We start from the raw sequence: 20,549 nt of genomic DNA on the forward strand, positions 1-20,549 counted from the left end.
CTATGCCGACCCGAAGGGGCGCGGGGAACGGCTCGAGCGGCAACCGCGACGCGCACCCGCCGGCGCCCGTCCACCCCCGCGGCGATCAGGTCTTGCTGTGCGAGAACAGCTTCAGCACAGGCACACCCACCTTGTGCCGGGCCCGGGACGCCCAGTCCCGGTGGAAGAACTCCTCCACGTAGTGCGGATCCGTCAGCACGATGACCTCGTCGGCGGACACCTCCGCGACAAGGGACTTCAGCGCGTCCAGCGGATGGTCCTCGACCATCCGGCCCTCGGCCGGGCTGCCGGCGGCCCGCAGCGCCTGCAACGAGACGTCCAGCGCCTGCTGCCCGATCCCCCGCGCCTCCTCGCCCTCCGGGGTCTCGTGCTCGCGCACCGCCTCGTCGAGTTCGCCGAGCGCGATGTCGTCGATGGCCCGCAGCAGGCGGTCCGCCTGGTCGCCGCGCGGCTGGAGGAGCACGTGAAAGGTGACCGGCTCGTCCCCGTGCAAGGTGGTGACGAACTCCACGTCGGCGGACGTCAAGGCCTTCTCGATCATCAGAACGCTTGTGAACACCGAACGCCTCTTCTCCTCCGGGGCCCTCACCAGACCGCTGCGGAAACCATCCTGCCCCGCGAACGCACGGGTTCTGCCGGACTAAGTCTGCCCTCCGGAAGCCAAGCGGAACGACACATTCCGATCTTTCCGCTCTTTCCGCTCTTCTCAGGATCGACGGTAACGACCGAACAGAAAACCGGCCTCCTCAAGGAGGGACACGAGTTCGAACCGGCGCGGCACGGTGACCTGCGGGCCCCCGGCGATGCGCTGCGCGCCCCCCGCGGTGAGCATCGGCGAGAGGGTCAGGCACAGCTCGTCCAGCACCTCGGCGGCGATCAGCTGACCGAGCAGCCGGGGCCCGCCCTCGGTGAGCAACCGGGTGTGGCCGAGGCCGGCGAGGGCGTGCACCGCGCGCGCGGGGTCGATGCCCATGCCCTCACCGGCGACCACCACGGTGGCGCCGGCCTTCTCGGCGGCGGCGACACGGTCCGGGGCGGCCGCGGCGCCGGTCAGGATCAGCGTGGGCACCAGGGGCGAGGTGAACAGCGGGAGCGAGAAGTCCAGGTCCAGGCTCGCGGTGACGACCGCGACCGCCGGTGCCGGACCCTGCCCGGCCGCCGCACGCGCGGCGGCGAACTCGGCACGCGCGCGTGCCGGGCGGTAGCCCTCCTGCCGTACCGTTTCCGCACCCACCACGACGACGTCCGCGAGCGCCCGCAGGGTGCCGAAGATGCGCATGTCGGCGGCGCAGGAGATGGGCTGCGAGCGACCGCCGTGCTGGGCGGCGCCGTCCAGGGTGGAGACCATGTTGCCGCGCAGCCACGGCTGCGGCTCCCCCGGGCCGGGCTCGGGGTAGGCGTAGGCGGCGGCCAGCTCGGCGAGACTCCACTCGCGGTCGGCGAACGCACCGGCTCCGGTCCCGCCGGCTCCGGCAGCTCCCGCGGCCCCGGCTCCGGCAGCTCCCGCGGCCCCGGCGGCAGCAGGAGCACCGCCCGCCCCGGCGTCGCCCCCACCCCCCGTGCCTCCGTCGCGGGCCCCGGAGGCCTGGGCTGCTGTTTCGTCGGTCACAGGGAACAGGCGTCGCATGTCGTGCAGTGTGACACGGCGCTTAGCATGGATAACCGTGTCGTCCTCCACCACAGCCCCCGGTTCCAGCCCCCTGACCCACGCGGGCCCCCTCTCCCTGTGCGCCCGTGAGCCGCACGTCCCCGCGGACCGGCTGGTCGCCGAGATGGTGCCGCCGCCACGTTTCGACTCGGTCCGCTTCTCGACGTACATACCGGACCCGAACCAGCCCAGCCAGACCGAGGCGGTGAAGGTGCTGGAGGGCTTCGCGGCCGGACTCGGCGGGGCGCACGCCTCCGGCGCCGGCAAGCGCGGCTTCTTCGGCTTCGGCAGGGCCAGGGCGCCCAAGACCCCGGCCGGCCCGCGCGGGGTCTACCTGGACGGCGGCTACGGCGTCGGCAAGACCCACCTGCTCGCCTCCCTGTGGCACGCCACGCCAGCCGAGCCCGCCCGCAAGGCGTTCGGCACCTTCGTGGAGCTGACGAACCTGGTCGGCGCCCTCGGCTTCCAGCAGACGGTGCGCACCCTCTCCGGCCACAGCCTGCTGTGCATCGACGAGTTCGAGCTGGACGACCCGGGCGACACGGTCCTGGTGTCGACCCTGCTCGGCAAGCTGGTCGAGGCGGGCGTCGCGCTCGCCGCCACCTCCAACACACTGCCGGGCAAGCTGGGCGAGGGCCGGTTCGCCGCCGCCGACTTCCTGCGTGAGATACAGGGCCTGTCGGCCCACTTCCGCACCCTGCGCATCGACGGCGAGGACTACCGGCACCGCGGCCTGCCCGAGGCACCGGCGCCGTTCACCGACGAACAGGTGACGAAGGCGGCGTACGCCACCGGGGGCGCCTCGCTGGACGACTTCCCGCATCTGCTGGAGCACCTGGCCAAGGTCCACCCGAGCCGGTACGGCGCACTGACCGACGGGCTCGGGGCCGTGTGCCTGACCGGCGTGGAGCCGGTGCCCGACCAGTCGACCGCGCTCAGGCTCGTGGTGCTCGCGGACCGGCTCTACGACCGCGAGGTCCCCGTGCTGGCCTCGGGGCTTCCCTTCGACAAGCTGTTCAGCGAGGAGATGCTGAACGGCGGCTACCGCAAGAAGTACTTCCGCGCGATCTCCCGGCTCACCGCCCTGGCCCGCGACGCCAAGGGGCTCGTCGGCTCGTAGTCAAGAGCCAGATCACGCCACGCCACCGACGCTTTTCACGCTCTCTTGCGCTCGTAACGCGCAGTTAACCCTGCAAAGGACTTTGCAGGGTTAATCTGTTTCTTGACCATCCATTGACCCATGTTTGGTGTGCGCAAGAGACGCGAAGCGGCGGAAGGAGGCACATGTTCCGAGGTACGACGGCCCGGAGCGTGCTCACCGCCTTTGCCGCCGCTCTGCTGGCCCTGCTCTTCTTCGCACCCTCGGGAACCTTCACACCCGCGCACACTCTCAGCGAAGCAACGGCCAAAGCCGAGACCGGAACCGCATCTTCCGAACAGCCGGTCAGCGACGAGGCGGGCATGACCCGCGCCTCCGGCTCGCGCTGCGCGCAGGAGCACCCGCTCATAGCCGGCCGGGCCACCGGTGCCGGCACGCCGGGCACCCCCGCCGCCGTCGACCGGCGCGCCCCGAGACCCTGCAGAGCCCACACCCCGGCGGCGCTACAGGTCTTCCGCTGCTGACAGCCCGTCAGAACCGGCCCGGTCACCGGGACTTCGTCCCTCACCATCCCCCCTCCCCCCATTCCCCATCCCCCACACCGTCGTTCAAGTCCGACGCGCCCGTGCAGGCGCGCCAGGAGGAACCCACACACATGCAGCCCCTCATCGACAACGCCCGTACCTTCGGACAGCGCCCTGAGGAGTTCGCCAAGCTCGCCGAAGGCCAGTCCCCGCAGGTGCTCTTCATCACCTGCTCCGATTCCCGGGTCGTGCCCGCCCTGATCACGGGCGCCCGCCCCGGCGAGCTGTTCGAGCTGCGCACCGCGGGCAACATCGTCCCGCCGCACACCTCGCAGCAGCCGACCAGCGAGGCCGCCACCATCGAGTACGCCGTGGAGGTGCTCGGTGTGCGCGACATCGTCGTCTGCGGCCACTCGCACTGCGGCGCCGTCGGCGCGCTCGTGCGCGGCGACGACCTGACCGCCGTACCGGCCGTGCGCGACTGGCTCGCACACGCCACCCCGCGCCCGGCCGGCGCGGCCGAGGACCCGGAGGTCGCCCAGGGCGTGCAGGCCCATGTCCTCACCCAGCTGCTGCGGCTGCGCTCGTACCCGTGCGTCGAGCGGAAGCTGGCGGAGGGCCGGCTGGGCCTGCACGCCTGGTACTACGAGGTGCACACCGGCGCCGTTCGGGCGCACCGCCCGCACACCGACACCTTCGAGTCCCTGTGAGCACGCCCATGACCGGCAAGAACACCCTCATATCCCGATTCCCGTACGTGCGGCAGGACTTCGCCGCCTCCCTCGTCGTCTTCCTGGTCGCGCTGCCGCTGTGCGTCGGCGTGGCCGTCGCCTCCGGCGTCCCGGCCGAACTCGGCCTGGTCACCGGCATCGTGGGCGGTCTCGTCACCGGGCTGATGCGCGGCAGCAGCCTGCAGGTGTCGGGGCCGGCCGCCGGCATGACCGTGCTCGTCTTCGAGGCGGTCAAGGAGTTCGGCCTGCCGGTGCTCGGCGTGATCGTGCTCGCCGCCGGAGCGATCCAGGTGGGCATGGGCCTGCTGAAGCTGGGGCGCTACTTCCGCGCCATCTCGGTCTCCGTGGTCGAGGGCATGCTGGCCGGAATCGGTCTGGTCCTCATCGCCGGGCAGCTGTATCCGGCGCTGGCGGCCAAGGCCCCCGACTCCGGCCTGGGCAAAGTGGCCGGGCTGCCGGGGGCCTTCCGGGACGCCCTCGGCGAGGGCCCGGCCCTGTCCTCGCTCGCCGTGGCCGTGGGCACGATCGCGGTGCTCCTCCTGTGGAAGCACGCTCCGGCGAAGGTGCGCACGCTGCCCGGCCCGCTGGCCGCGGTCGCACTGGCCACGCTCGCGGCGTTCGCGCTGGACCTGCCGGTGGCCACGGTCGAGGTGCAGGGCCTGCTGGGCTCGATCCAGCCGCCGCCGCCGAGCGCCTTCGGCGAGCTGGCGGGCGTCGGGGTGCTCGGCACGGTCGTCGCCTTCACCCTGATCGCGTCCGCCGAGTCGCTGTTCAGCGCGGCGGCCGTGGACCGGCTGCACTCGGGGCCGCGCACCGCGTACGACAAGGAGCTGATCGCCCAGGGCACCGGCAACGCGGTGTGCGGGCTGCTCGGCGCGCTGCCGATGACCGCGGTGATCGTGCGCAGCGCGGCCAACGTCCAGGCGGGCGCCCGCACGAAGGCCTCCCGGGTCCTGCACGGCATATGGCTGCTCCTGTTCGCGGCGCTGCTGCCCGACGTGCTCGCCCACATCCCGGTCCCGGCGCTCGCGGGCATCCTGATCCACTCCGGCGCCAAGCTGGTGCCGGTCCGGGCGCTGGCGGCGCTGTGGCGCGAGCAGCGCGGCGAGGCACTGATCCTGGCCGTGACGGCGGTCTCGATCGTGGCGGTCAGCATGTTCGAGGGCGTACTGACAGGCCTGGCGCTGGCGGTGGTCAAGACCGCCTGGGAGGCCTCGCACGTCAAGCTGGAGGTCATCGACAAGGGTGCGGGCCCGGTGGACGCGTATCTGTCGGGCAACGCGACCTTCCTGCGGCTGCCGAAGATCCTCGACAGCCTGGAGTCCCTCCCCCAGGACCGCCCGGTCCGCCTCGACCTGTCCGGCCTCCACCACCTGGACCACGCCTGCCGCACGGCCCTGGAGAACTGGGCCGCACGCCACAGCGCGGCCGGCACGGAACCGGTGGAGGTCACGGCGGCGCAGGCCGCCTGACGCCGCCGCACACGCCGTCCGACGGCCACGGTCCCCGGGCCGGGGTGCCGACGCCCCTCGGCATCCCGGCCCGGTCCGCCGGGACCCCTCGGCAGACCGGCCCAATCGGCATATGGTTACAGCAGCGGACAAAAGCGGACCTCTCCGTGAGGAGGTCACCATGCTCCAGGAGCTGCTGGGCGCCATCGCGGCGGCGGGTTCCGCCGGTGTGATCTATCTGGCGATGGCCGCACGAGTGGTCAAGCAGTACGAACGCGGCGTGCTCTTCCGGCTCGGCCGGGTCGCCGGGAGCGAACGCACACCCGGCCTGACCCTGGTGATCCCGTTCGTGGACCGGCTGCACAAGGTCAACATGCAGATCGTCACGATGCCGATCCCGGCCCAGGAGGGCATCACCCGCGACAACGTCACCGTCCGGGTCGACGCGGTCGTCTACTTCCGGGTGGTCGACGCGGCGAGCGCCCTGGTGAAGGTCGAGGACTACAAGTTCGCGGTGTCGCAGATGGCCCAGACGTCCCTCAGGTCGATCATCGGCAAGAGCGACCTGGACGACCTGCTGTCCAACCGCGAGAAACTCAATCAGGGCCTGGAGCTGATGATCGACAGCCCGGCCGTCGGCTGGGGCATCCAGGTCGACCGCGTCGAGATCAAGGACGTCTCGCTGCCGGACACGATGAAGCGGTCCATGGCCCGCCAGGCCGAGGCCGACCGGGAGCGCCGGGCCCGGATCATCAACGCCGACGCCGAACTGCAGGCCTCCAAGAAGCTCGCCGAGGCCGCCCAGCAGATGGCCGACACGCCGGCCGCCCTCCAGCTGCGGCTGCTGCAGACGGTGATGGCGGTGTCGGCCGAGAAGAACTCCACGCTGGTCCTGCCCATCCCGGTGGAGCTGCTGCACTTCCTGGAACGGGGTGCTCAGCAGCCCGCGCCGGACGGTGACGGAGAGGCACGTTCCGGCTAGCGTGCCGGCATGCGTAAGAGCGTGGCGGCCCTGGTGGCCGCGCTGGCCTGCGTATCCGGATGCGCAGGCGGAGGGGGCGAGGGCGACAGTGCCCCCTCCCCCACGACCGCGGCGCGTATGACGGTCACGAGCACCGCGTACGCCGGGGGAGGCACGATCCCGCGCCGCTTCACCTGCGACGGCGAGAACGTCTCACCCCCGCTCGCCTTCTCCGGCGTACCCGCGCACACCGCCTCCCTGGCCCTGCTCCTCCAGGACACCGACGCCCCGCACGGCGCGTTCACGCACTGGCTGGCATGGGACGTCGACGCACACACCGCACACCTCTCGGCGGGCGAACACCCGCACGGCGCGACGGAAGGCACCGACGACTTCGGGAAGCCGGGCTACAGCGGCCCCTGCCCACCCCGCGGGGACCGTCCGCATCACTACGTCCTCACGGTGTACGCCGCGGACGGCCGCCTCTCGCTCCCGGCGCACGCGAGCCCGGGCGACCTGCTTCGGGCCTTGTCGGGGCACACTCTGGCCACGGGAACGCTGACCGGCCGATACGGCCGCTAGCCGGGTGACCACGCCGTCGCGCTGTGCCGTATACCGGCATACAAACCAACAAGCAGCCTTACGTTCGTCCGGTGATCCCACCAGCACGCCGTATCACCGCCATCTGTGTCCTGGGCGTGGCGCTCGCCGCCTGCGGAAGTGCGGACGGTGCCCGGCAGGTCCGGGCCGAGGCCACCGCCGTTTCCGTCCTGCCGCCCGCCCCGCGCCCGCCCGTGCTCGCGCCGGGTCCAGGCGGTCTGACCCCGGTCTTCGAGCACGGCCCGCGCACCCTGGGCAAGAGCGTCGCGCTGACCTTCGACGCCGACATGACCGCCGACGAGGGCCCCCGCGCGGCGGCCGGCGAGCACTTCGACAACCCGGACCTCATCGCCACCCTGCGCGCGCTGAAGGTGCCGGCGACGGTCTTCATGACGGGCCGCTGGGCGGACGAGTACCCGACCGAGGCCCAAAGCCTCGGCCGCGACCCGCAGTTCGAGGTCGCCAACCACTCCTACAGCCACCACGCGTTCACCGACGACTGCCACGGTCTGCCGGCCGTGCCCGCCGCCGAGATGCGCTCGGAGGTGACACGGGCGTACGCCTCCCTGCGCAGGGCGGGAGTGCCGCACCCGATGCCGTACTTCCGTTTCCCCGGCGGCTGTTACGACCGGCAGGCGCTGCGCGCGCTGAACGGGGTCGGGGTCACCGCGGTGCAGTGGGACGTGGTGGGCGGCGACGCGTTCGCCACGGACGCCGGCGCGGTCACCCGGCAGGTGCTGACGCGGGTGCGGCCCGGCTCGGTGGTCGTCATGCACTGCAGCCGCAGCGCCGCCCCGGGCACCGAGCGGGTCGTCCAAAGCCTCGTACCGCAACTGCGCGGGCGCGGCTACCGGTTCGTCAAGGTCTCCGAGCTGATCGGGCAGAGCGGCGGGCGACGCTGAGCGTCCTCGTCCCCTCAGGGTGACCGGCGGGCGGCGAGGCCGCCCGCCGCGGCGAAGGCGGCGGCCGTGAGCAGGGCCGCCCCGGCCAGCGGCAGCAGCGGCACCGGCACCCGGCCGGTCTGCGAACCGGAGACCAGTCCGCTGACCGCGGCCTGCGCCGGGGAGCCCGTGAGCACCACCGCGAGCAGCGCGCCCAGCAGCATCGCGGGCACCGCCCGGCCGGTGGAGCGCAGCACCGGCCGGTTGGTGAGCGCTCCGACGGCCGCGCCGAGCAGCGCGCAGGCGAGCGTGGCGGGCAGCCCGGCCGCGCCGGCCTTCAGCGTGGGTACGTGGATCTGGTGGTCGTCGCTCGCGGGGGCGCTGATCAGCGCCACCACCGCGGTCGCGACCACTCCGAGGGCCACCGCCGCGGACAGCGCGGTCAGCAGGCAGGCGAGGTGTGCCCGGGCGGGGCCGCGCGCGGCGGCGACACAGGCGCGGGCCGCGTCCGGCTCACCGGTGACGCAGATCCGCACCAGCCAGGCGGCCACCGGGAGGAGTCCTGCGGCCGTGTAGCCGAGCGAGTTGAGAACGGGCTGGCCGCTCTGCACGCCGATCACCAGGAACGCGGCGTACAGGATCACCGGCGGCAGCCAGCGCTGGGAACGCACCAGCAGGTCGGCCTGGTAGCGCAGGAGTGCGGTCATGGGCGGCTTCCGGGGTCGGGAGACGGCGGGTCGTCGTCGGGGGGCGGGGTGACGCTCACGACGTGCCAGGGCGGGCGGGCCGTGAGCAGGGCGCGCAGCAGGACGTCCGAGTGGGAGGCGGGGACGGCGAGGCGGTAGCTGCCGGGGGCCCTCTCGTCGGCGGTGGTGACGGTACGGGCCGCGTCGGGCGGCAGGATCCCGCCGGCCGGACCCTGTGCGGTGACCAGGGCGAGCGGCCCGGCCGGTGAACTCCCGCCACCGGTACGGCGTTCGAGCCCGCCGTCGCGCACGGTGTACGTCGTGTCCGGCGCTCCGGCCAGCCGGCGCGGGTCGTGGTCGACGAACACCACGGCGCCCCCGGCGGCGGTCCGCTCGGCCACCGCGCGTTCCAGCTCGGCCCGTGCGGCCGCGTCCAGGCCGGTCCAGGCCTCGTCCAGCACCAGCAGCTCCGGCTCGCCGAGCAGGGCCTGGGCGACGGCGACCTTCTGGCTGCTGCCCTTGGACAGCCGCGCCATCGGGGTGCCCGCGTGGGCACTCGCGCCGAACCGCTCCAGCCAGGTGCCGGCGGCGCGCTGCGCGGTCCCGCGGCTCAGGCCGTGCACCGCGGCGAGGCGGGTGAGGTAGCCGAGGGCGGTGAAGGGCAGCGCCGAGGGGAAGCGTTCGGGGACGTATGCCGTGCGGGGGCGGCCGGTGACACGGCCCTCCGTCGGCGCGTCCAGGCGCGCGAGGAGACGGAGCAGGGTGGACTTTCCGGTGCCGTTCGCTCCTTCTATGCGGGTGAGGGTTGCGGGTGCGACGGTGAGGTCGATGCCTCGTAACACCCAGGGGCCGCGGATGCCGTAGCGGCGGCCTACGCCGATCAGTCGTAGGTCACGTTGCATGAGGTGATTTTGTCCGATCCCGCCGCGGCGGCCGGTCAAGGGTCCGGTCCACGAGACGTCTTCGGCCGGTCGGGCACTTCGCCGCGCCCCTTAGGGTTGGCTGACGTGAGCCCTGATTCCATGCCCCCGAGCGACCGCCGGGACGAAGCACCCCAGTTCGTCCTCCCCCTCGTCGTGCGGATCGAGCGCACCGCCCCGCCGGCCCGTACCGACGCGCTGGAGACGGCCGCCCGGGCCGTGCTCGTACTGCTCGGGGACGCGCGCGCGAACGGTGACGGCGAGTGGGCCGATGCGGTGCGGAACTGGGAGGACGCACGGATCCGCAAGGTTGTGCGGCGAGCCCGGGGCGCCGAGTGGCGGCGGGCCGAGACGCTGCCCGGGATCACGGTGACCGGCAAGGCCGCGCAGGTACGGGTCTTCCCGCCGATCCCGCTGGACGGCTGGCCCAAGGACCTGGCGAAGCTCCAGGTGTCCGGCACCGAGCTGGACGACCCGGAGCCGCCCGTCGCGGCGGATCCGGCGCAGCCGGTGCTGTGGCTGAATCCGGAGCTGGAGATGTCGGCCGGGAAGGCCATGGCCCAGGCGGGGCACGGCGCCCAGCTGGCCTGGTGGGCGCTGTCCGCGGCGGAGCGCACGGCCTGGCGGGACACGGGCTTCGCGCTCTGCGTCCGCACGGCCGACCCCGCCGACTGGGCCCGGCTGACCGGCAGCGGGCTGCCGCTCGTCCGGGATGCCGGTTTCACGGAGATCGCACCGGGCAGCTGCACGGTCGTCGCCGACCACCCGGCGCTGCGCTAGATGCTCCGGCCCGCTCAAGGCTGGGCTGAACCTCAAATGTTGCTCTGAACGCGACAAGAAGGGGATTCGGGTCCGCCCGCCGGGGCCATACCTCCGTCATTCGTACGAGGGGAGGGGCCATGCGGCGACTGGGCACGGGGATCGGGTGGCGGCCGGAGATCGCGGACGCCGTGGAACGCATGCCGGGGATCGGCTGGGTGGAGGTCGTGGCGGAGAACGTCTGCCCGGGTCACCTCCCGGAGTCGCTGCTGCGGCTGCGTGAGCGCGGCGTGACCGTGATCCCGCACGGGGTCTCCCTCGGCCTCGGCGGCGCCGACCGCCCGGACGAGGGCCGCCTGACGGCGCTGGCGGAGCGCGCGGAGGCCCTCGGTTCGCCCCTGGTCACCGAGCACATCGCGTTCGTCCGCGCGGGCGGCGCGCTCACCGTCTCCCCGCCGCTGGAGGCCGGGCACCTGCTGCCGGTGCCGCGCACCCGGGACGCCCTGGACGTGCTCTGCGAGAACGTCCGCATCGCCCAGGACGCCCTGCCCGTGCCGCTGGCCCTGGAGAACATCGCCGCGCTGCTCTCCTGGCCGGGCGAGGAGCTGACCGAGGGGCAGTTCCTGTCCGAGCTGGTCGAACGCACCGGCGTACGGCTGCTGATCGACGTGGCCAACCTGCACACCAACCACGTCAACCGGGGCGAGGACCCCGCCGAGGCACTGGCCGCGCTGCCGCTGGAGGCGATCGCCTACGTCCATGTGGCGGGCGGCTTCGAACGGGACGGCGTCTGGCACGACAGCCACGCCCACCCCGTACCGCGCCCCGTCCTCGACATCCTGACCGACCTCGCCTCCCGGACCGCCCCGCCCGGTGTCCTGCTGGAACGGGACGACAACTTCCCCGAACCGGCCGAACTGGAACGGGAGTTGACCCTGATCCGAGAGGCGGCGACACCCTGCGGCACCGGCTCGGCGGGCGGGGGTGCCGGCTCGGCGGTCGGGAGGGCCCGCTCGGTCGGCGGCGGTGTCGGTCTGCTCGCTCGGCCGGTGGCCGGCGCGCGGGAGCGGGTCGGTGTCGCCCAGGCCGCCGTGCTGTCCTCGCTGGTGGCCGGGACGCCGGTGCCCGAGGGATTCGACCGGGCGCGGATGCGGGTGCAGGCGCGGGCGCTCGCGGCGAAGCGGGCGGACGTGGTGGCGAAGGTGGCACCGGAGCTGCCGGTGATCCTCGGCACCGGGTACCGGGCGCTGTTCCTCGAGTACGCACGGGAGCGGCCGATGAGCGGGGGGTACCGGCGGGACGCGCTGGATTTCGCCGGGCATCTGCTGCGCGCCGGGCGGCCCGAGGAGGCGGGGGCCCGGCGGGAGCTGCGGGAGTGGTGGCTGGACCGGGCAGGAGCGGCACCGAGGCCGTCCGGCGGGCGGCTGGCCCGTACGGCCCGGAGGGTACTGCTGCGGCACCGGGGCTGAACCGGGCAAGGGGCCACGCACCGGCGCCGCCGGGTGCAAGCGCCCCGGAGGGTGCGGGGCCGTATCGGCATGCGGCTCCGCCGCCGCCGTGGGCGCTGCCAGGCACGATGCCCGGCCGCCGGCGCCGACGCACCGCATCGGGACGGCGGCCCTCGGCCCCTCGCCCCGCCCGCGGGCGGTCGCGGCGCCAGTAATATGCCAAGTCGCACGCACCCCCATGCACACTCGCGTGCGGTGCGCTACAGGAGGCGCCATGCGACCCCGCCCCCCGATCAAGGGCCGAGGCATATTCAACGGCACCGGACTCGTCATCGCGGCCCTCGCGACGACCGCGGCGGCACTGCTGTACCCGCTGTGGTCGTACGCCGACCGGCAGGAGACGGCCGGGGCCGGCGCCGACGTGCTGAGCGCACGGACCGTCACGACGCCCTACGGTCCGCTGTCGGCGCAGGACCAGGACTTCATCACCAAGGTCCGGCTCGCGGGGCTCTGGGAGCTGCCCGCCGGCCAGCTGGCGGAGCGCAAGGGGACCACGGCCGCCGTACGCACCGCGGGCCAGCACCTCGTCGACGGGCACACCTCGCTGGACGCGCACGTGCGCACCGTCGCCACCCAGCTCGGCGTACCGCTGCCCAACGAGCCGAACACCCAGCAGAAGCAGTGGCTCACCACCCTTGAGGCGGCACAGGGAGAGGACTTCGACCGCAAGTTCGCCGCCATCCTGCGCCTCGCGCACGGCCGGGTGTTCACGCTGGTCGCCCAGGTCCGGTCCGACACCCAGAACTCCCTCGTCCGCGACCTCGCCGACGACGCCAACGCGACCGTCCTGGATCACATCAAGGTCATGGAGGCGACGGGGTACGTGGACTTCACCGCGCTCGCGAAGGAACTGGCCGCCTCGCCCACCCCCGTGCCGACCCCGCCGGCCGTCGCCCCGAGCGCGGTCGTCCCGGTGACACCGTCGCCCGGCGAGTCGTACTCCCTGCCGCCCGCCGCCGCGAGCCCGCAGCCGAGCAGCCCCTGACGCCGGCGGACTCGGCGGACTCAGCGATCAGATCAGGAAACGGAACGTCACATACCGGCCACACTCCGTCCGAATGCTGAAAAGACATGGCGTCCACCCGGGCCTCTGGCATAGAAACGCGTCATGTTCTGGGTCCTCCTCCTGCTCCTGGCCTGGGCTTTCGCCGGTACGGCGTGCACCCGGCTGTGCCTGGCCGCCGTCCGCGCGGCAGCGTCGGACACGGATGACACGGCTGTGACGGCCGAGGCGGCTGTTCCGGCGGCGGACCGGGAGCACCGTCTGACGCTGTACGAGGCGGCCTTCCTCTCCGGCGGCCCCTCCCGGGTCGCCGATGTGACGATGGTCTCGATGGCCCGCCAGCGCCGCCTGCTGCTCGCACACACCGGCTGGGCCACGGTGGTGGACCCGCGGGGACGCGACGAGATGGAGCAGTCCGTCATAAGGGCCATAGGGCCACAGGGCCAGTCGCGGATCCAGCCCGTGCGGGCCCGTGCGGCCGGGACCGAAGCCGTACGGCGGCTCGCCGACCGGCTGGAGCGCGCCGGCCTCGCCGTCCCCGACGGTGCCGGTACGACCGTGGCGGCGGCCGTCCGCCAGGTACGTGCCGCCGCACTGGCCGTGGCCGCGCTCGGGGCGACCGCGCTGCTGCTGCCCCTCCAGACCGGCACCCCCCGGCTGCTGATCGGCCTGTGGTTCGCCCTGCCCCTCACGCTGTCCCTGAGCTGCCTGGTCATCGCCCGGTTCGAGGTGCATCCGTACTCCCGGTGGGCCTCCCCGGCCGGGCTGCGGCTGCTCGGCACACTCACCCGCAGGCCGGCCGGGGACGAGCGGTCGTTCCTCACCTCCGTCGCCGTCCGCGGGATCCGCGCGATCGGCGAGCCGGAGCTGCGCGCGGCGTTCACGCACCGCGACCAGCCCTGGCGGGAGTGAGGGTGGCCCGAGGCGCGCATCAGGGGCATTGCCGCCGACACCGGCCGGATGGTGCTTGCCTTCCCTGACCGCTGAACGAAATATCCCTTTTGTTGCCGCCGGGGCATGGCAGCCGTGCCAGCGCCGCCGCCGCACCGAAGGGATACGCGATGAGAGCTGCCGCCCTGTACTCGGCCGCCGGGTCCTTGCTCCTGACCACCCTGGCCGCCGCCCCGGCAGGAAGCGCCGGCGCCGCGCCCGCTGTGCCCGGTGCGCCGGGCTTCGCCGAGCTGCGCGGCACCGCGGTGGCCGCGGCCCGGGCCCGGGCGGCCGGCATCGGCTTCGGCGCGTGCTCCCCCGCCGACGTCCCGCGGGCGCCGAGCAGCCTGCGGTGCGGCACGGTGAGCGTCCCGCTGGACTACGCCCACCCGAACGGCACGCAGATCAAGCTGACCGTGAGCCGGACCCGGGCGACCCGGAAGGATCCGCGGGGCGGCAAGCAGCGGGTGCCCCGGCAGGGCGCCCTCGTCTACAACCCGGGCGGCCCCGGCGGCTCCGGCATGGCCTTCCCCCTCATCGGCAAGGTCCCGCAGTGGAAGCGGATCGCCGCCGCCTACGACCTCGTCGGCTACGCCCCGCGCGGGGTGGGCCGCTCGGCGCCGCTGTCCTGCGAGGACCCGAAGCGCTTCGGCACGGGGCCCACCGCGGCACCGGAGCACCCGTCGGAGGCGTACAAGCGGCAGCGGATCGCGCAGGCGAAGGCGTACGCGCGCGGCTGCGCCCAGCGCTCCGGGAGCAGGCTGCGGTTCTACACCTCCCTGAACAACGCCCGTGACCTGGACGTCCTGCGGGCCGCGCTGGGCGAGAACCGGCTGACGTTCGTGGGCGCGTCCTACGGCACCTACTTCGGGGCGCTGTACGCCTCGATGTTCCCCACGCACGTACGGCGCATGGTGCTGGACTCGGCGGTGAACCCGGCCCCGGAGAAGATCTGGTACCGGTCCAATCTGGAGCAGTCGGCCGCGTTCGAGGAGCGCTGGGCGGACTTCAAGGACTGGATCGCCCGCCACGACGACGTCTACAAGCTCGGGAACACCCCCGCGAAGGTGCAGCGCAGCTACGACACCGCGCGCAAGCGGCTGGCCGGGAAGGCGGCCGGCGGGAAGATCGGCCCCGGCCAGCTGCAGAACGCGTTCCTGACGGCCGGGTACTACGACGACTTCTGGCCGGGCCGGGCCGCCGCGCTCTCGGCCTATCTGAAGGGCGATCCGAAACCGCTGGTCCGGCTGGCCTCGCCGGTCACGGGCACGGCCGCGCAGGCGGAGAACGGCGATGCGGTGTACACGGCCGTGGAGTGCAACGACGCGCCCTGGCCGACGGACTGGAAGACCTGGGACCGGGACAACACCCGGCTCGCCCGGAGCGCGCCCTTCGAGACCTGGGACAACGCGTGGATGAACCTGCCGTGCGCCTACTGGCCGGCACCCCGGCAGCAGCCGCTGGACGTGCGGACCGGTCCGGGTGAGCTGCCGCCGGTGCTGATCCTGGCGGCAGAGCGGGACGCGGCGGCGCCGTACGCGGGCGCGCTGGAGATGAACCGGCGGCTGGCCGGCTCGGCGCTCGTGACCGAGCGGGACGCGGGCACGCACGGCATCGGGGGCGGCCCGAACAACTGCGTCAACGGCCACCTCGACGCGTACCTGCTGGAGGGCCGGGTGCCTGGGCGGCGCGCGTCGTGCGCGCCGCACCCGTTGCCCGCGGCGGCCCCGCCGGTCAAGAAGTCGCAGCGGGGCTCGGTCAAGGGCAGGGCCGAGGGCCGGTGAGCGCTGCGCCACGGGGCGCCGCTTTCCGCCTTCGGGCCGCTGCCCCCCGGGCCCACTGTCAGGCCAGGCCCGCCACCAGGTCCGCGATGTCCTTCCTGCGGCCCGTGTAGAACGGGATCTCCTCGCGGACGTGCCGGCGGGCCTCGGAGCCGCGCAGGTGGCGCATGAGGTCGACGATGCGGTGCAGCTCGTCGGCCTCGAAGGCGAGGACCCACTCGTAGTCGCCGAGGGAGAACGAGGCGACCGTGTTGGCGCGCACGTCGGGGTAGCCGCGGGCCATCTTGCCGTGGTCGGCGAGCATGCGGCGGCGGTCCTCGTCGGGCAGCAGGTACCAGTCGTAGGAGCGCACGAAGGGGTAGACGCTCACGTAGTTGCGGGGCGTCTCGTCGGCGAGGAACGCCGGGATGTGCGAGCGGTTGAACTCCGCCGGGCGGTGCAGCGCCATGTTGGACCACACGGGCTCCAGCGCGCGGCCGAGCTTCGTGCGCCGGAAGAGGTTGTACGCCTCCTGGAGCTGGTCGCTGGTCTCGGCGTGCCACCAGATCATGAGGTCGGCGTCGGCGCGCAGGCCGGAGACGTCGTACGTGCCGCGGATCGTCACGTCCTTGGCGGCGAGCTGGTCGAACAGCTCCTGGACCTCGTCGGCGTAACCCGCGCGGTCCTCGGGCAGCACGTCCTTCAGCTTGAAGACCGACCACAGGGTGTAACGGATGACCTCGTTGAGGTCCTTGGCCAGCTTGCCCTTGTTCGGGATCCTGCCGGGCTCGGTGGTGGGGGCGTCGTCGCTCATGGTTCCTATTCTCCCGCTCCGCCGTGGAGGCTTTGCACCGGGTTGGCCGTCAGCTCCCGGATTCCGCTCAGGTCGCCGTCGAGCTGGTCGGCGGCCGCGTAGGCGCTCGCGATGCACGCCGGGATGCCGACGCCGTCGTACTGGGCCCCGCACACCGCGAGGCCCGGCAGCTTGGCGACGTGCTCGCGGATGCGGGCCACGCGCGCGTGGTGCCCGACCGGGTACTGCGGCAGGCCGTCGGTCCAGCGGGTGACCCGCGTCCGCAGGGGGGCGGCGTCCAGGCCGGTGGCCTCGCGCAGGTCGTGCCGGGAGACCTCGACCAGGGCGGCGTCGTCGCGCTGGAGGATCTCCGTCTCGCCGTGCCGGCCGACGGAGGTGCGCAGCACGACCACGTCCGGGTCCTCCTCGGCGATCCAGCCCCACTTGCGGGAGGCGAACGTGGACGCCTTGATCGTGCGGCCGTCGACCGGCGGGACCAGGAAGCCGCTGCCCTCGGGCAGCGCCGCGTCCGCGCGGCGGTAGGCGAGGGTGACCAGGGCCATCGAGGCGTACTCGACCGCCCGCAGTTCGGCGGCGGCCTCCGGGGCCTCGGCGCGCAGCAGCCCGGCTGCGGCCGGGGCCGGTACGGCGACGATCACCGCGTCGGCGCCGAGCACCCGCTCCCCGGCGACCACCCGCCAGCCGCCGTCGGCCTCGCGCCGCAGCTCGCTCACGGGCGCCTCGGTGAGGATCTCGCCGCCCCGCGCGCGGATGGAATCGGCGACCGCGAGCGGCAGTGTGCCCACGCCGCCCTCGATGCCCATGAAGACCGGGCCGGTCTGCCCGCCGGCCGCCGCCCTGGCCTGGATCTCGCGGACGCCCTCGGTGAGGGAGGCGTGGGTGCGGGCGGCCCGGAAGAGCTGGGGGACGGCCGAGCGCATCGAGATGCGGTACGCGTCGCCCGCGTAGACCCCGCCGAGCAGGGGCTCGACCAGGCGGTCGACGACCTCGCGGCCGAGCCGGGCGGCCACGTACTCCCCCACGGCCACGTCGTCGCCGACCTCGGTTCGGGGCAGGCCGGCGTCGCGCTCGATGCGGGCGAGGCCCTCGTCGGACAGGACGCCCGAGAGCGCGGCGGCGGTGCCGGGCACGCCCATCACATGGCCCTTGGGCATGGGCCGCAGGGCGCCGCGGGTCCAGATCGAGGCGGTCGCGGTGGCCGGCGGCTGCAGCCGTCCGCCGAGGCCGGCCTCGCGCGCGAGGGCCACCGCTTCGGGGCGGCGGGCGAGCATCGACTCGGCGCCCAGGTCGACGCGCACGCCCGCGATCTCGCCGGGCAGCAGCTTGCCGCCGACCCGGTCCGCGGCCTCCAGCACGGTCACGCGCGCGCCACGCCCGAGCAGCCGGTGGGCGGCGGCCAGCCCGGCGATCCCGGCTCCGATGACGACGACATGCCCCGTACGCGTAACCGTTGCGCTCATGTCCTCCACTCTCTCAGACCCCACTGACACTCCCGCCGCGGCCCGGTGCTCGCGACGAGTCCGGACCGTGACCGCACCGGGAGCCCGCGCCCGCGATGAGCGCGCTGGGGCCGCTGCCGTCGGCGCGTCCGGCGCCGGACCCGGACGCGCCCGAGTCCGGCCGGGTCTGAAATGCCGTGGCCCCGTAGCGTGTTCCCATGACCATGAGCGGTGGGCGCGGCGGAACGGAACGGCTGGTCGTGATCGGCGGTGACGCCGCGGGCATGTCCGCGGCGTCGCAGGCACGCCGGATGAAGGGCCCGGGGGACCTGGAGATCGTCGCGTTCGAGCGGGGCCGCTTCACCTCGTTCTCGGCGTGCGGCATCCCGTACTGGGTGGGCGGCGACGTCCCCGGACGGGACGACCTGATCGCCCGCACGCCCGAGGAGCACCGCGCGCGGAACATCGATCTCAGGCTGCGCACGGAGGTCACCGGGATCGACGTGGCCGGACAGCGGGTACGCGCGCGTGACGTCGATTCCGGTGCCGAGTCCTGGACGTCGTACGACAAGCTCGTCATCGCCACCGGAGCCCGCCCGGTCCGCCCGGACCTGGCCGGTGCCGACGCCCCCGGGGTACACGGGGTGCAGACCCTGGAGGACGGTCAGGCACTGCTGGAAACACTGGCACGCGCGCGTGGCCGCCGGGCCGTGGTCGTGGGCGCCGGCTACATCGGCGTGGAGATGGCCGAGGCGCTGATCAACCGCGGCTTCGAGGTGACGGTCGTCAACCGCGGCAAGGAGCCCATGTCGACGCTCGATCCGGACATGGGCCGGCTGGTGCACCGGGCCATGGAGGGCCTCGGCATCACCATGGTGAACGACGCCGAGGTCACCAAGATCCTCACCGCGGCCGACGGCACGGTCCGCGCGGTGGCCACGGCGGACGCCGAGTACCCCGCGGACGTGGTGGTCCTCGGCATCGGCGTCCGCCCGCAGACCGCTCTGGCCCGGGCCGCGGGCCTCCCGCTGGGCGGCCACGGCGGCCTGCTCACCGACCTCGCGATGCGGGTGCGCGGCCACGAGAACATCTGGGCGGGCGGCGACTGCGTGGAGGTGCTGAACCTGGTCTCCGGTCAGGAGCAGTACGTGCCGCTCGGCACCCACGCCAACAAGCAGGGCCAGGTCATCGGCACCAACGCCGGCGGCGGCTACGCCACCTTCCCGGGTGTGGTCGGCACGGCGGTCAGCAAGGTCTGCGACCTGGAGATCGCCCGCACCGGACTGCGCGAGAAGGACGCGCGCCGGGTCGGGCTGCGCTACGAGACGGTCACGATCGAGTCCACCAGCCGGGCCGGCTACTACCCCGGCGCCTCCCCCATGACGGTCAAGATGCTCGCCGAACGCCGCACGGGCCGGCTGCTGGGCGTACAGATCGTCGGCAGGGAGGGCGCGGCGAAGCGCGTGGACGTCGCGGCGGTGGCGCTGACCGCGCGGATGACGGTGGAGGAGATGACGGCCCTGGACCTGGGCTACGCCCCGCCCTTCTCCCCGGTGTGGGACCCGGTGCTGGTGGCGGCGAGAAAGGCGACGGCGAAGCTGCGGGCCTCCTGACCGGCCTAGGCCGACCCGCTGATGGCGGTTCCGCTGATCCGCGGCAGTGAGGCCACGGACGCGCTGGACGACACCGCGGCCGGCTGCTCGCCCGCGGGCCTCGCGTGGGTGGCCGCGGGCCGGGCGGACCGCAGGCGGTGGCTGACCGCCTCGTCCAGCGTCACCGGCCGCCCCGTCTGCGCGGCCAGCCGTCCCGCCTCCTGGCCGAGCCGCGCCACGTCCTCCCAGGGCAGCCGCACCACCAGGGAGAGCTCCGCCTCACCGTCGGGCAGAGCATGCATCGGAGGAGAAACTCGTTCGCTCATCGCCTGTCCTCACGTCGGTTGAGGAGAGATACGCACACCCGCCCGCCACCGTTCACCGGTTCACCCGCCCCGTCCCGGGCAGTACTCCTGTGTGGTCATACCCGTCCATGACGTGAACCCGGTGCGCCGCACCCCATGGGTGACGTACGCGCTCATCGCGGCCAACGTCCTCGTGTTCCTCTCCACGCCCGGCATAGCGGGTTCCGTGGCCGGCGGCAGCGATCTTGCGCAACTGTGCCATCTCCAGGCCTTCATGGACCACTACGCGGCGGTGCCCAGAGAGCTGATCCACCATCGGATGCCCCGGGTGGTGCCGACCGGCGAGGTGGGCGTGGGCCCGCAGGGGCCGGGCTGTGTCGTGGGACCGCCGTCCTACGACAAGTCGCCGCCCCTGTCGGTCTTCACGGCGATGTTCCTGCACGGCAGCTGGCTGCACCTGCTGGGGAACATGCTCTTCCTGCTGATCTTCGGCAACAACGTCGAGGACCGGATGGGCCACGTCCGGTACTTCTTCTTCTACGTCGTCTGCGGTTACGCGGCGGGATACGGCTTCGCGCTGCTCAACACCGCCTCGGGTGAACCGCTGATCGGCGCCTCCGGAGCGATCGCCGGGGTCCTCGGCGCCTACATCGTGCTGTGGCCGGCCGCGCGGGTGTGGGTCCTCGTGCCGTTCCTGGTCTTCCTGCCGCTCAGGCTGCCGGCCTGGCTGGTGCTGGGCTTCTGGTTCGTGCTGCAGGCGGTGTACTCGTCCGGGCACGGTGTCTCCGGCGCCGGCACGGTGGCCTACGCGGCACACGTGGTCGGATTCGTGGCGGGCATGCTGCTCGCCTGGCCGCTCAAGCCCGGCACTCCGCCCCCGCCGGAGCCGCGCGGCCTGCTGTTCGGCAGACGTGCGCGGCCCCGCCACACCTGGTGAG

The 20,549-nt window shown here is 73.5% G+C and carries 21 protein-coding genes; 14 read left to right on the top strand and 7 right to left on the bottom strand.

Going from position 1 to position 20,549, the window contains the following annotated elements:
• Window positions 1-85: 85 nt before the first annotated feature.
• Window positions 86-559 carry an indole-3-glycerol phosphate synthase gene (locus tag A6P39_RS11525; RefSeq protein WP_199840830.1) on the bottom strand — a complete coding sequence of 158 codons (474 nt, stop codon included), beginning with the start codon at window positions 557-559 and terminating at the stop codon, window positions 86-88.
• Window positions 560-706: 147 nt separating this feature from the next.
• Window positions 707-1,627 (bottom strand): pyrimidine reductase family protein, encoded by a 921-nt coding sequence (locus tag A6P39_RS11530; protein ID WP_079133473.1) that lies wholly within the window; start codon window positions 1,625-1,627, stop codon window positions 707-709.
• 37 nt (window positions 1,628-1,664) lie between these two features.
• Here A6P39_RS11530 and zapE point away from each other — a divergent pair, with 37 nt between their 5' ends.
• From zapE to A6P39_RS11565, 7 genes are all read left to right on the top strand, one after another.
• Window positions 1,665-2,768: a cell division protein ZapE gene (gene zapE / locus A6P39_RS11535; RefSeq protein WP_067047579.1), complete on the top strand. Its 1,104-nt coding sequence runs from the start codon at window positions 1,665-1,667 to the stop codon at window positions 2,766-2,768.
• Between the two features lie 164 nt (window positions 2,769-2,932).
• Window positions 2,933-3,271 carry a hypothetical protein gene (locus tag A6P39_RS11540; RefSeq protein ID WP_067047582.1) on the top strand — a complete coding sequence of 113 codons (339 nt, stop codon included), beginning with the start codon at window positions 2,933-2,935 and terminating at the stop codon, window positions 3,269-3,271.
• 131 nt (window positions 3,272-3,402) lie between these two features.
• A complete protein-coding gene (locus tag A6P39_RS11545; protein ID WP_067047585.1) occupies window positions 3,403-3,981 on the top strand; it encodes a carbonic anhydrase in 579 nt (192 codons plus the stop codon).
• An 8-nt stretch (window positions 3,982-3,989) separates the two neighbouring features.
• Window positions 3,990-5,474, top strand: a complete 1,485-nt coding sequence (locus A6P39_RS11550) for a SulP family inorganic anion transporter (RefSeq protein ID WP_067047587.1) — start codon at window positions 3,990-3,992, stop codon at window positions 5,472-5,474.
• 160 nt (window positions 5,475-5,634) lie between these two features.
• Window positions 5,635-6,435: a slipin family protein gene (locus A6P39_RS11555; RefSeq protein ID WP_067047590.1), complete on the top strand. Its 801-nt coding sequence runs from the start codon at window positions 5,635-5,637 to the stop codon at window positions 6,433-6,435.
• A gap of 9 nt (window positions 6,436-6,444) precedes the next feature.
• Window positions 6,445-6,996, top strand: coding sequence for a YbhB/YbcL family Raf kinase inhibitor-like protein (locus tag A6P39_RS11560; protein WP_199840831.1), 552 nt, complete (start codon window positions 6,445-6,447; stop codon window positions 6,994-6,996).
• A 71-nt stretch (window positions 6,997-7,067) separates the two neighbouring features.
• Entirely contained in the window at window positions 7,068-7,916 is an 849-nt protein-coding gene (locus tag A6P39_RS11565) for a polysaccharide deacetylase family protein (protein WP_067047595.1), read from the top strand.
• Between the two features lie 14 nt (window positions 7,917-7,930).
• On the opposite strand, the gene A6P39_RS11570 is transcribed toward A6P39_RS11565, so the two are convergent.
• Window positions 7,931-8,602 (bottom strand): ABC transporter, encoded by a 672-nt coding sequence (locus A6P39_RS11570; RefSeq protein WP_067047599.1) that lies wholly within the window; start codon window positions 8,600-8,602, stop codon window positions 7,931-7,933.
• On the bottom strand, window positions 8,599-9,483 hold the full coding sequence (locus tag A6P39_RS11575; RefSeq protein WP_067047602.1) for an ABC transporter ATP-binding protein: 885 nt from the start codon (window positions 9,481-9,483) through the stop codon (window positions 8,599-8,601). Before A6P39_RS11575 ends, A6P39_RS11570 begins: the two co-directional genes overlap by 4 nt.
• 120 nt (window positions 9,484-9,603) lie before the next feature.
• On the opposite strand from A6P39_RS11575, the gene A6P39_RS11580 reads away from it, so the two are divergent.
• The 5 genes from A6P39_RS11580 to A6P39_RS11600 all read left to right on the top strand — a co-directional run bounded on the left by A6P39_RS11580 (window position 9,604) and on the right by A6P39_RS11600 (window position 15,485).
• On the top strand, window positions 9,604-10,281 hold the full coding sequence (locus A6P39_RS11580; protein ID WP_067047605.1) for an aminoacyl-tRNA hydrolase: 678 nt from the start codon (window positions 9,604-9,606) through the stop codon (window positions 10,279-10,281).
• Between the two features lie 119 nt (window positions 10,282-10,400).
• Entirely contained in the window at window positions 10,401-11,729 is a 1,329-nt protein-coding gene (locus A6P39_RS11585; RefSeq protein WP_067047608.1) for a DUF692 domain-containing protein, read from the top strand.
• 253 nt (window positions 11,730-11,982) lie between these two features.
• The gene (locus A6P39_RS11590; protein ID WP_067047611.1) at window positions 11,983-12,753 is read left to right on the top strand and encodes a DUF4142 domain-containing protein; all 771 of its coding nucleotides are present in this window, start codon (window positions 11,983-11,985) and stop codon (window positions 12,751-12,753) included.
• A 123-nt stretch (window positions 12,754-12,876) separates the two neighbouring features.
• The gene (locus A6P39_RS11595) at window positions 12,877-13,683 is read left to right on the top strand and encodes a TIGR04222 domain-containing membrane protein (RefSeq protein WP_067047614.1); all 807 of its coding nucleotides are present in this window, start codon (window positions 12,877-12,879) and stop codon (window positions 13,681-13,683) included.
• A gap of 149 nt (window positions 13,684-13,832) precedes the next feature.
• Window positions 13,833-15,485 carry an alpha/beta hydrolase gene (locus A6P39_RS11600; protein WP_067047617.1) on the top strand — a complete coding sequence of 551 codons (1,653 nt, stop codon included), beginning with the start codon at window positions 13,833-13,835 and terminating at the stop codon, window positions 15,483-15,485.
• Between the two features lie 58 nt (window positions 15,486-15,543).
• Here A6P39_RS11600 and hemQ read toward each other — a convergent pair whose 3' ends face one another.
• Both hemQ and hemG read right to left on the bottom strand, forming a co-directional pair.
• Window positions 15,544-16,275, bottom strand: coding sequence for a hydrogen peroxide-dependent heme synthase (hemQ, locus tag A6P39_RS11605; protein WP_067047620.1), 732 nt, complete (start codon window positions 16,273-16,275; stop codon window positions 15,544-15,546).
• A 5-nt stretch (window positions 16,276-16,280) separates the two neighbouring features.
• A complete protein-coding gene (gene hemG / locus A6P39_RS11610) occupies window positions 16,281-17,735 on the bottom strand; it encodes a protoporphyrinogen oxidase (RefSeq protein ID WP_067047968.1) in 1,455 nt (484 codons plus the stop codon).
• A gap of 197 nt (window positions 17,736-17,932) precedes the next feature.
• Here hemG and A6P39_RS11615 point away from each other — a divergent pair, with 197 nt between their 5' ends.
• Window positions 17,933-19,327, top strand: coding sequence for an FAD-dependent oxidoreductase (locus A6P39_RS11615; protein WP_067047631.1), 1,395 nt, complete (start codon window positions 17,933-17,935; stop codon window positions 19,325-19,327).
• A gap of 5 nt (window positions 19,328-19,332) precedes the next feature.
• Here A6P39_RS11615 and A6P39_RS11620 read toward each other — a convergent pair whose 3' ends face one another.
• Window positions 19,333-19,632 carry a hypothetical protein gene (locus A6P39_RS11620; RefSeq protein ID WP_079133474.1) on the bottom strand — a complete coding sequence of 100 codons (300 nt, stop codon included), beginning with the start codon at window positions 19,630-19,632 and terminating at the stop codon, window positions 19,333-19,335.
• A 91-nt stretch (window positions 19,633-19,723) separates the two neighbouring features.
• Here A6P39_RS11620 and A6P39_RS11625 point away from each other — a divergent pair, with 91 nt between their 5' ends.
• Window positions 19,724-20,548, top strand: a complete 825-nt coding sequence (locus tag A6P39_RS11625) for a rhomboid family intramembrane serine protease (protein WP_067047637.1) — start codon at window positions 19,724-19,726, stop codon at window positions 20,546-20,548.
• Window position 20,549: the final 1 nt, after the last annotated feature.

Origin of the sequence: Streptomyces sp. FXJ1.172, from assembly GCF_001636945.3 — a bacterium.
Taxonomy (GTDB): Bacteria; Actinomycetota; Actinomycetes; order Streptomycetales; family Streptomycetaceae; genus Streptomyces.

Bases quoted from the DNA above. Each gene is read 5' to 3' on its own strand.
- A6P39_RS11530 (WP_079133473.1), bottom strand. From the start codon at position 1,627: ATGCGACGCCTGTTCCCTGTGACCGACGAAACAGCAGCCCAGGCCTCC.
- A6P39_RS11540 (WP_067047582.1), top strand. From the start codon at position 2,933: ATGTTCCGAGGTACGACGGCCCGGAGCGTGCTCACCGCCTTTGCCGCC.
- A6P39_RS11545 (WP_067047585.1), top strand. From the start codon at position 3,403: ATGCAGCCCCTCATCGACAACGCCCGTACCTTCGGACAGCGCCCTGAG.
- A6P39_RS11550 (WP_067047587.1), top strand. From the start codon at position 3,990: ATGACCGGCAAGAACACCCTCATATCCCGATTCCCGTACGTGCGGCAG.
- A6P39_RS11555 (WP_067047590.1), top strand. From the start codon at position 5,635: ATGCTCCAGGAGCTGCTGGGCGCCATCGCGGCGGCGGGTTCCGCCGGT.
- A6P39_RS11560 (WP_199840831.1), top strand. From the start codon at position 6,445: ATGCGTAAGAGCGTGGCGGCCCTGGTGGCCGCGCTGGCCTGCGTATCC.
- A6P39_RS11570 (WP_067047599.1), bottom strand. From the start codon at position 8,602: ATGACCGCACTCCTGCGCTACCAGGCCGACCTGCTGGTGCGTTCCCAG.
- A6P39_RS11575 (WP_067047602.1), bottom strand. From the start codon at position 9,483: ATGCAACGTGACCTACGACTGATCGGCGTAGGCCGCCGCTACGGCATC.
- A6P39_RS11580 (WP_067047605.1), top strand. From the start codon at position 9,604: ATGCCCCCGAGCGACCGCCGGGACGAAGCACCCCAGTTCGTCCTCCCC.
- A6P39_RS11585 (WP_067047608.1), top strand. From the start codon at position 10,401: ATGCGGCGACTGGGCACGGGGATCGGGTGGCGGCCGGAGATCGCGGAC.
- A6P39_RS11590 (WP_067047611.1), top strand. From the start codon at position 11,983: ATGCGACCCCGCCCCCCGATCAAGGGCCGAGGCATATTCAACGGCACC.
- A6P39_RS11595 (WP_067047614.1), top strand. From the start codon at position 12,877: ATGTTCTGGGTCCTCCTCCTGCTCCTGGCCTGGGCTTTCGCCGGTACG.
- A6P39_RS11600 (WP_067047617.1), top strand. From the start codon at position 13,833: ATGAGAGCTGCCGCCCTGTACTCGGCCGCCGGGTCCTTGCTCCTGACC.
- hemQ (WP_067047620.1), bottom strand. From the start codon at position 16,275: ATGAGCGACGACGCCCCCACCACCGAGCCCGGCAGGATCCCGAACAAG.
- hemG (WP_067047968.1), bottom strand. From the start codon at position 17,735: ATGAGCGCAACGGTTACGCGTACGGGGCATGTCGTCGTCATCGGAGCC.
- A6P39_RS11615 (WP_067047631.1), top strand. From the start codon at position 17,933: ATGACCATGAGCGGTGGGCGCGGCGGAACGGAACGGCTGGTCGTGATC.
- A6P39_RS11620 (WP_079133474.1), bottom strand. From the start codon at position 19,632: ATGAGCGAACGAGTTTCTCCTCCGATGCATGCTCTGCCCGACGGTGAG.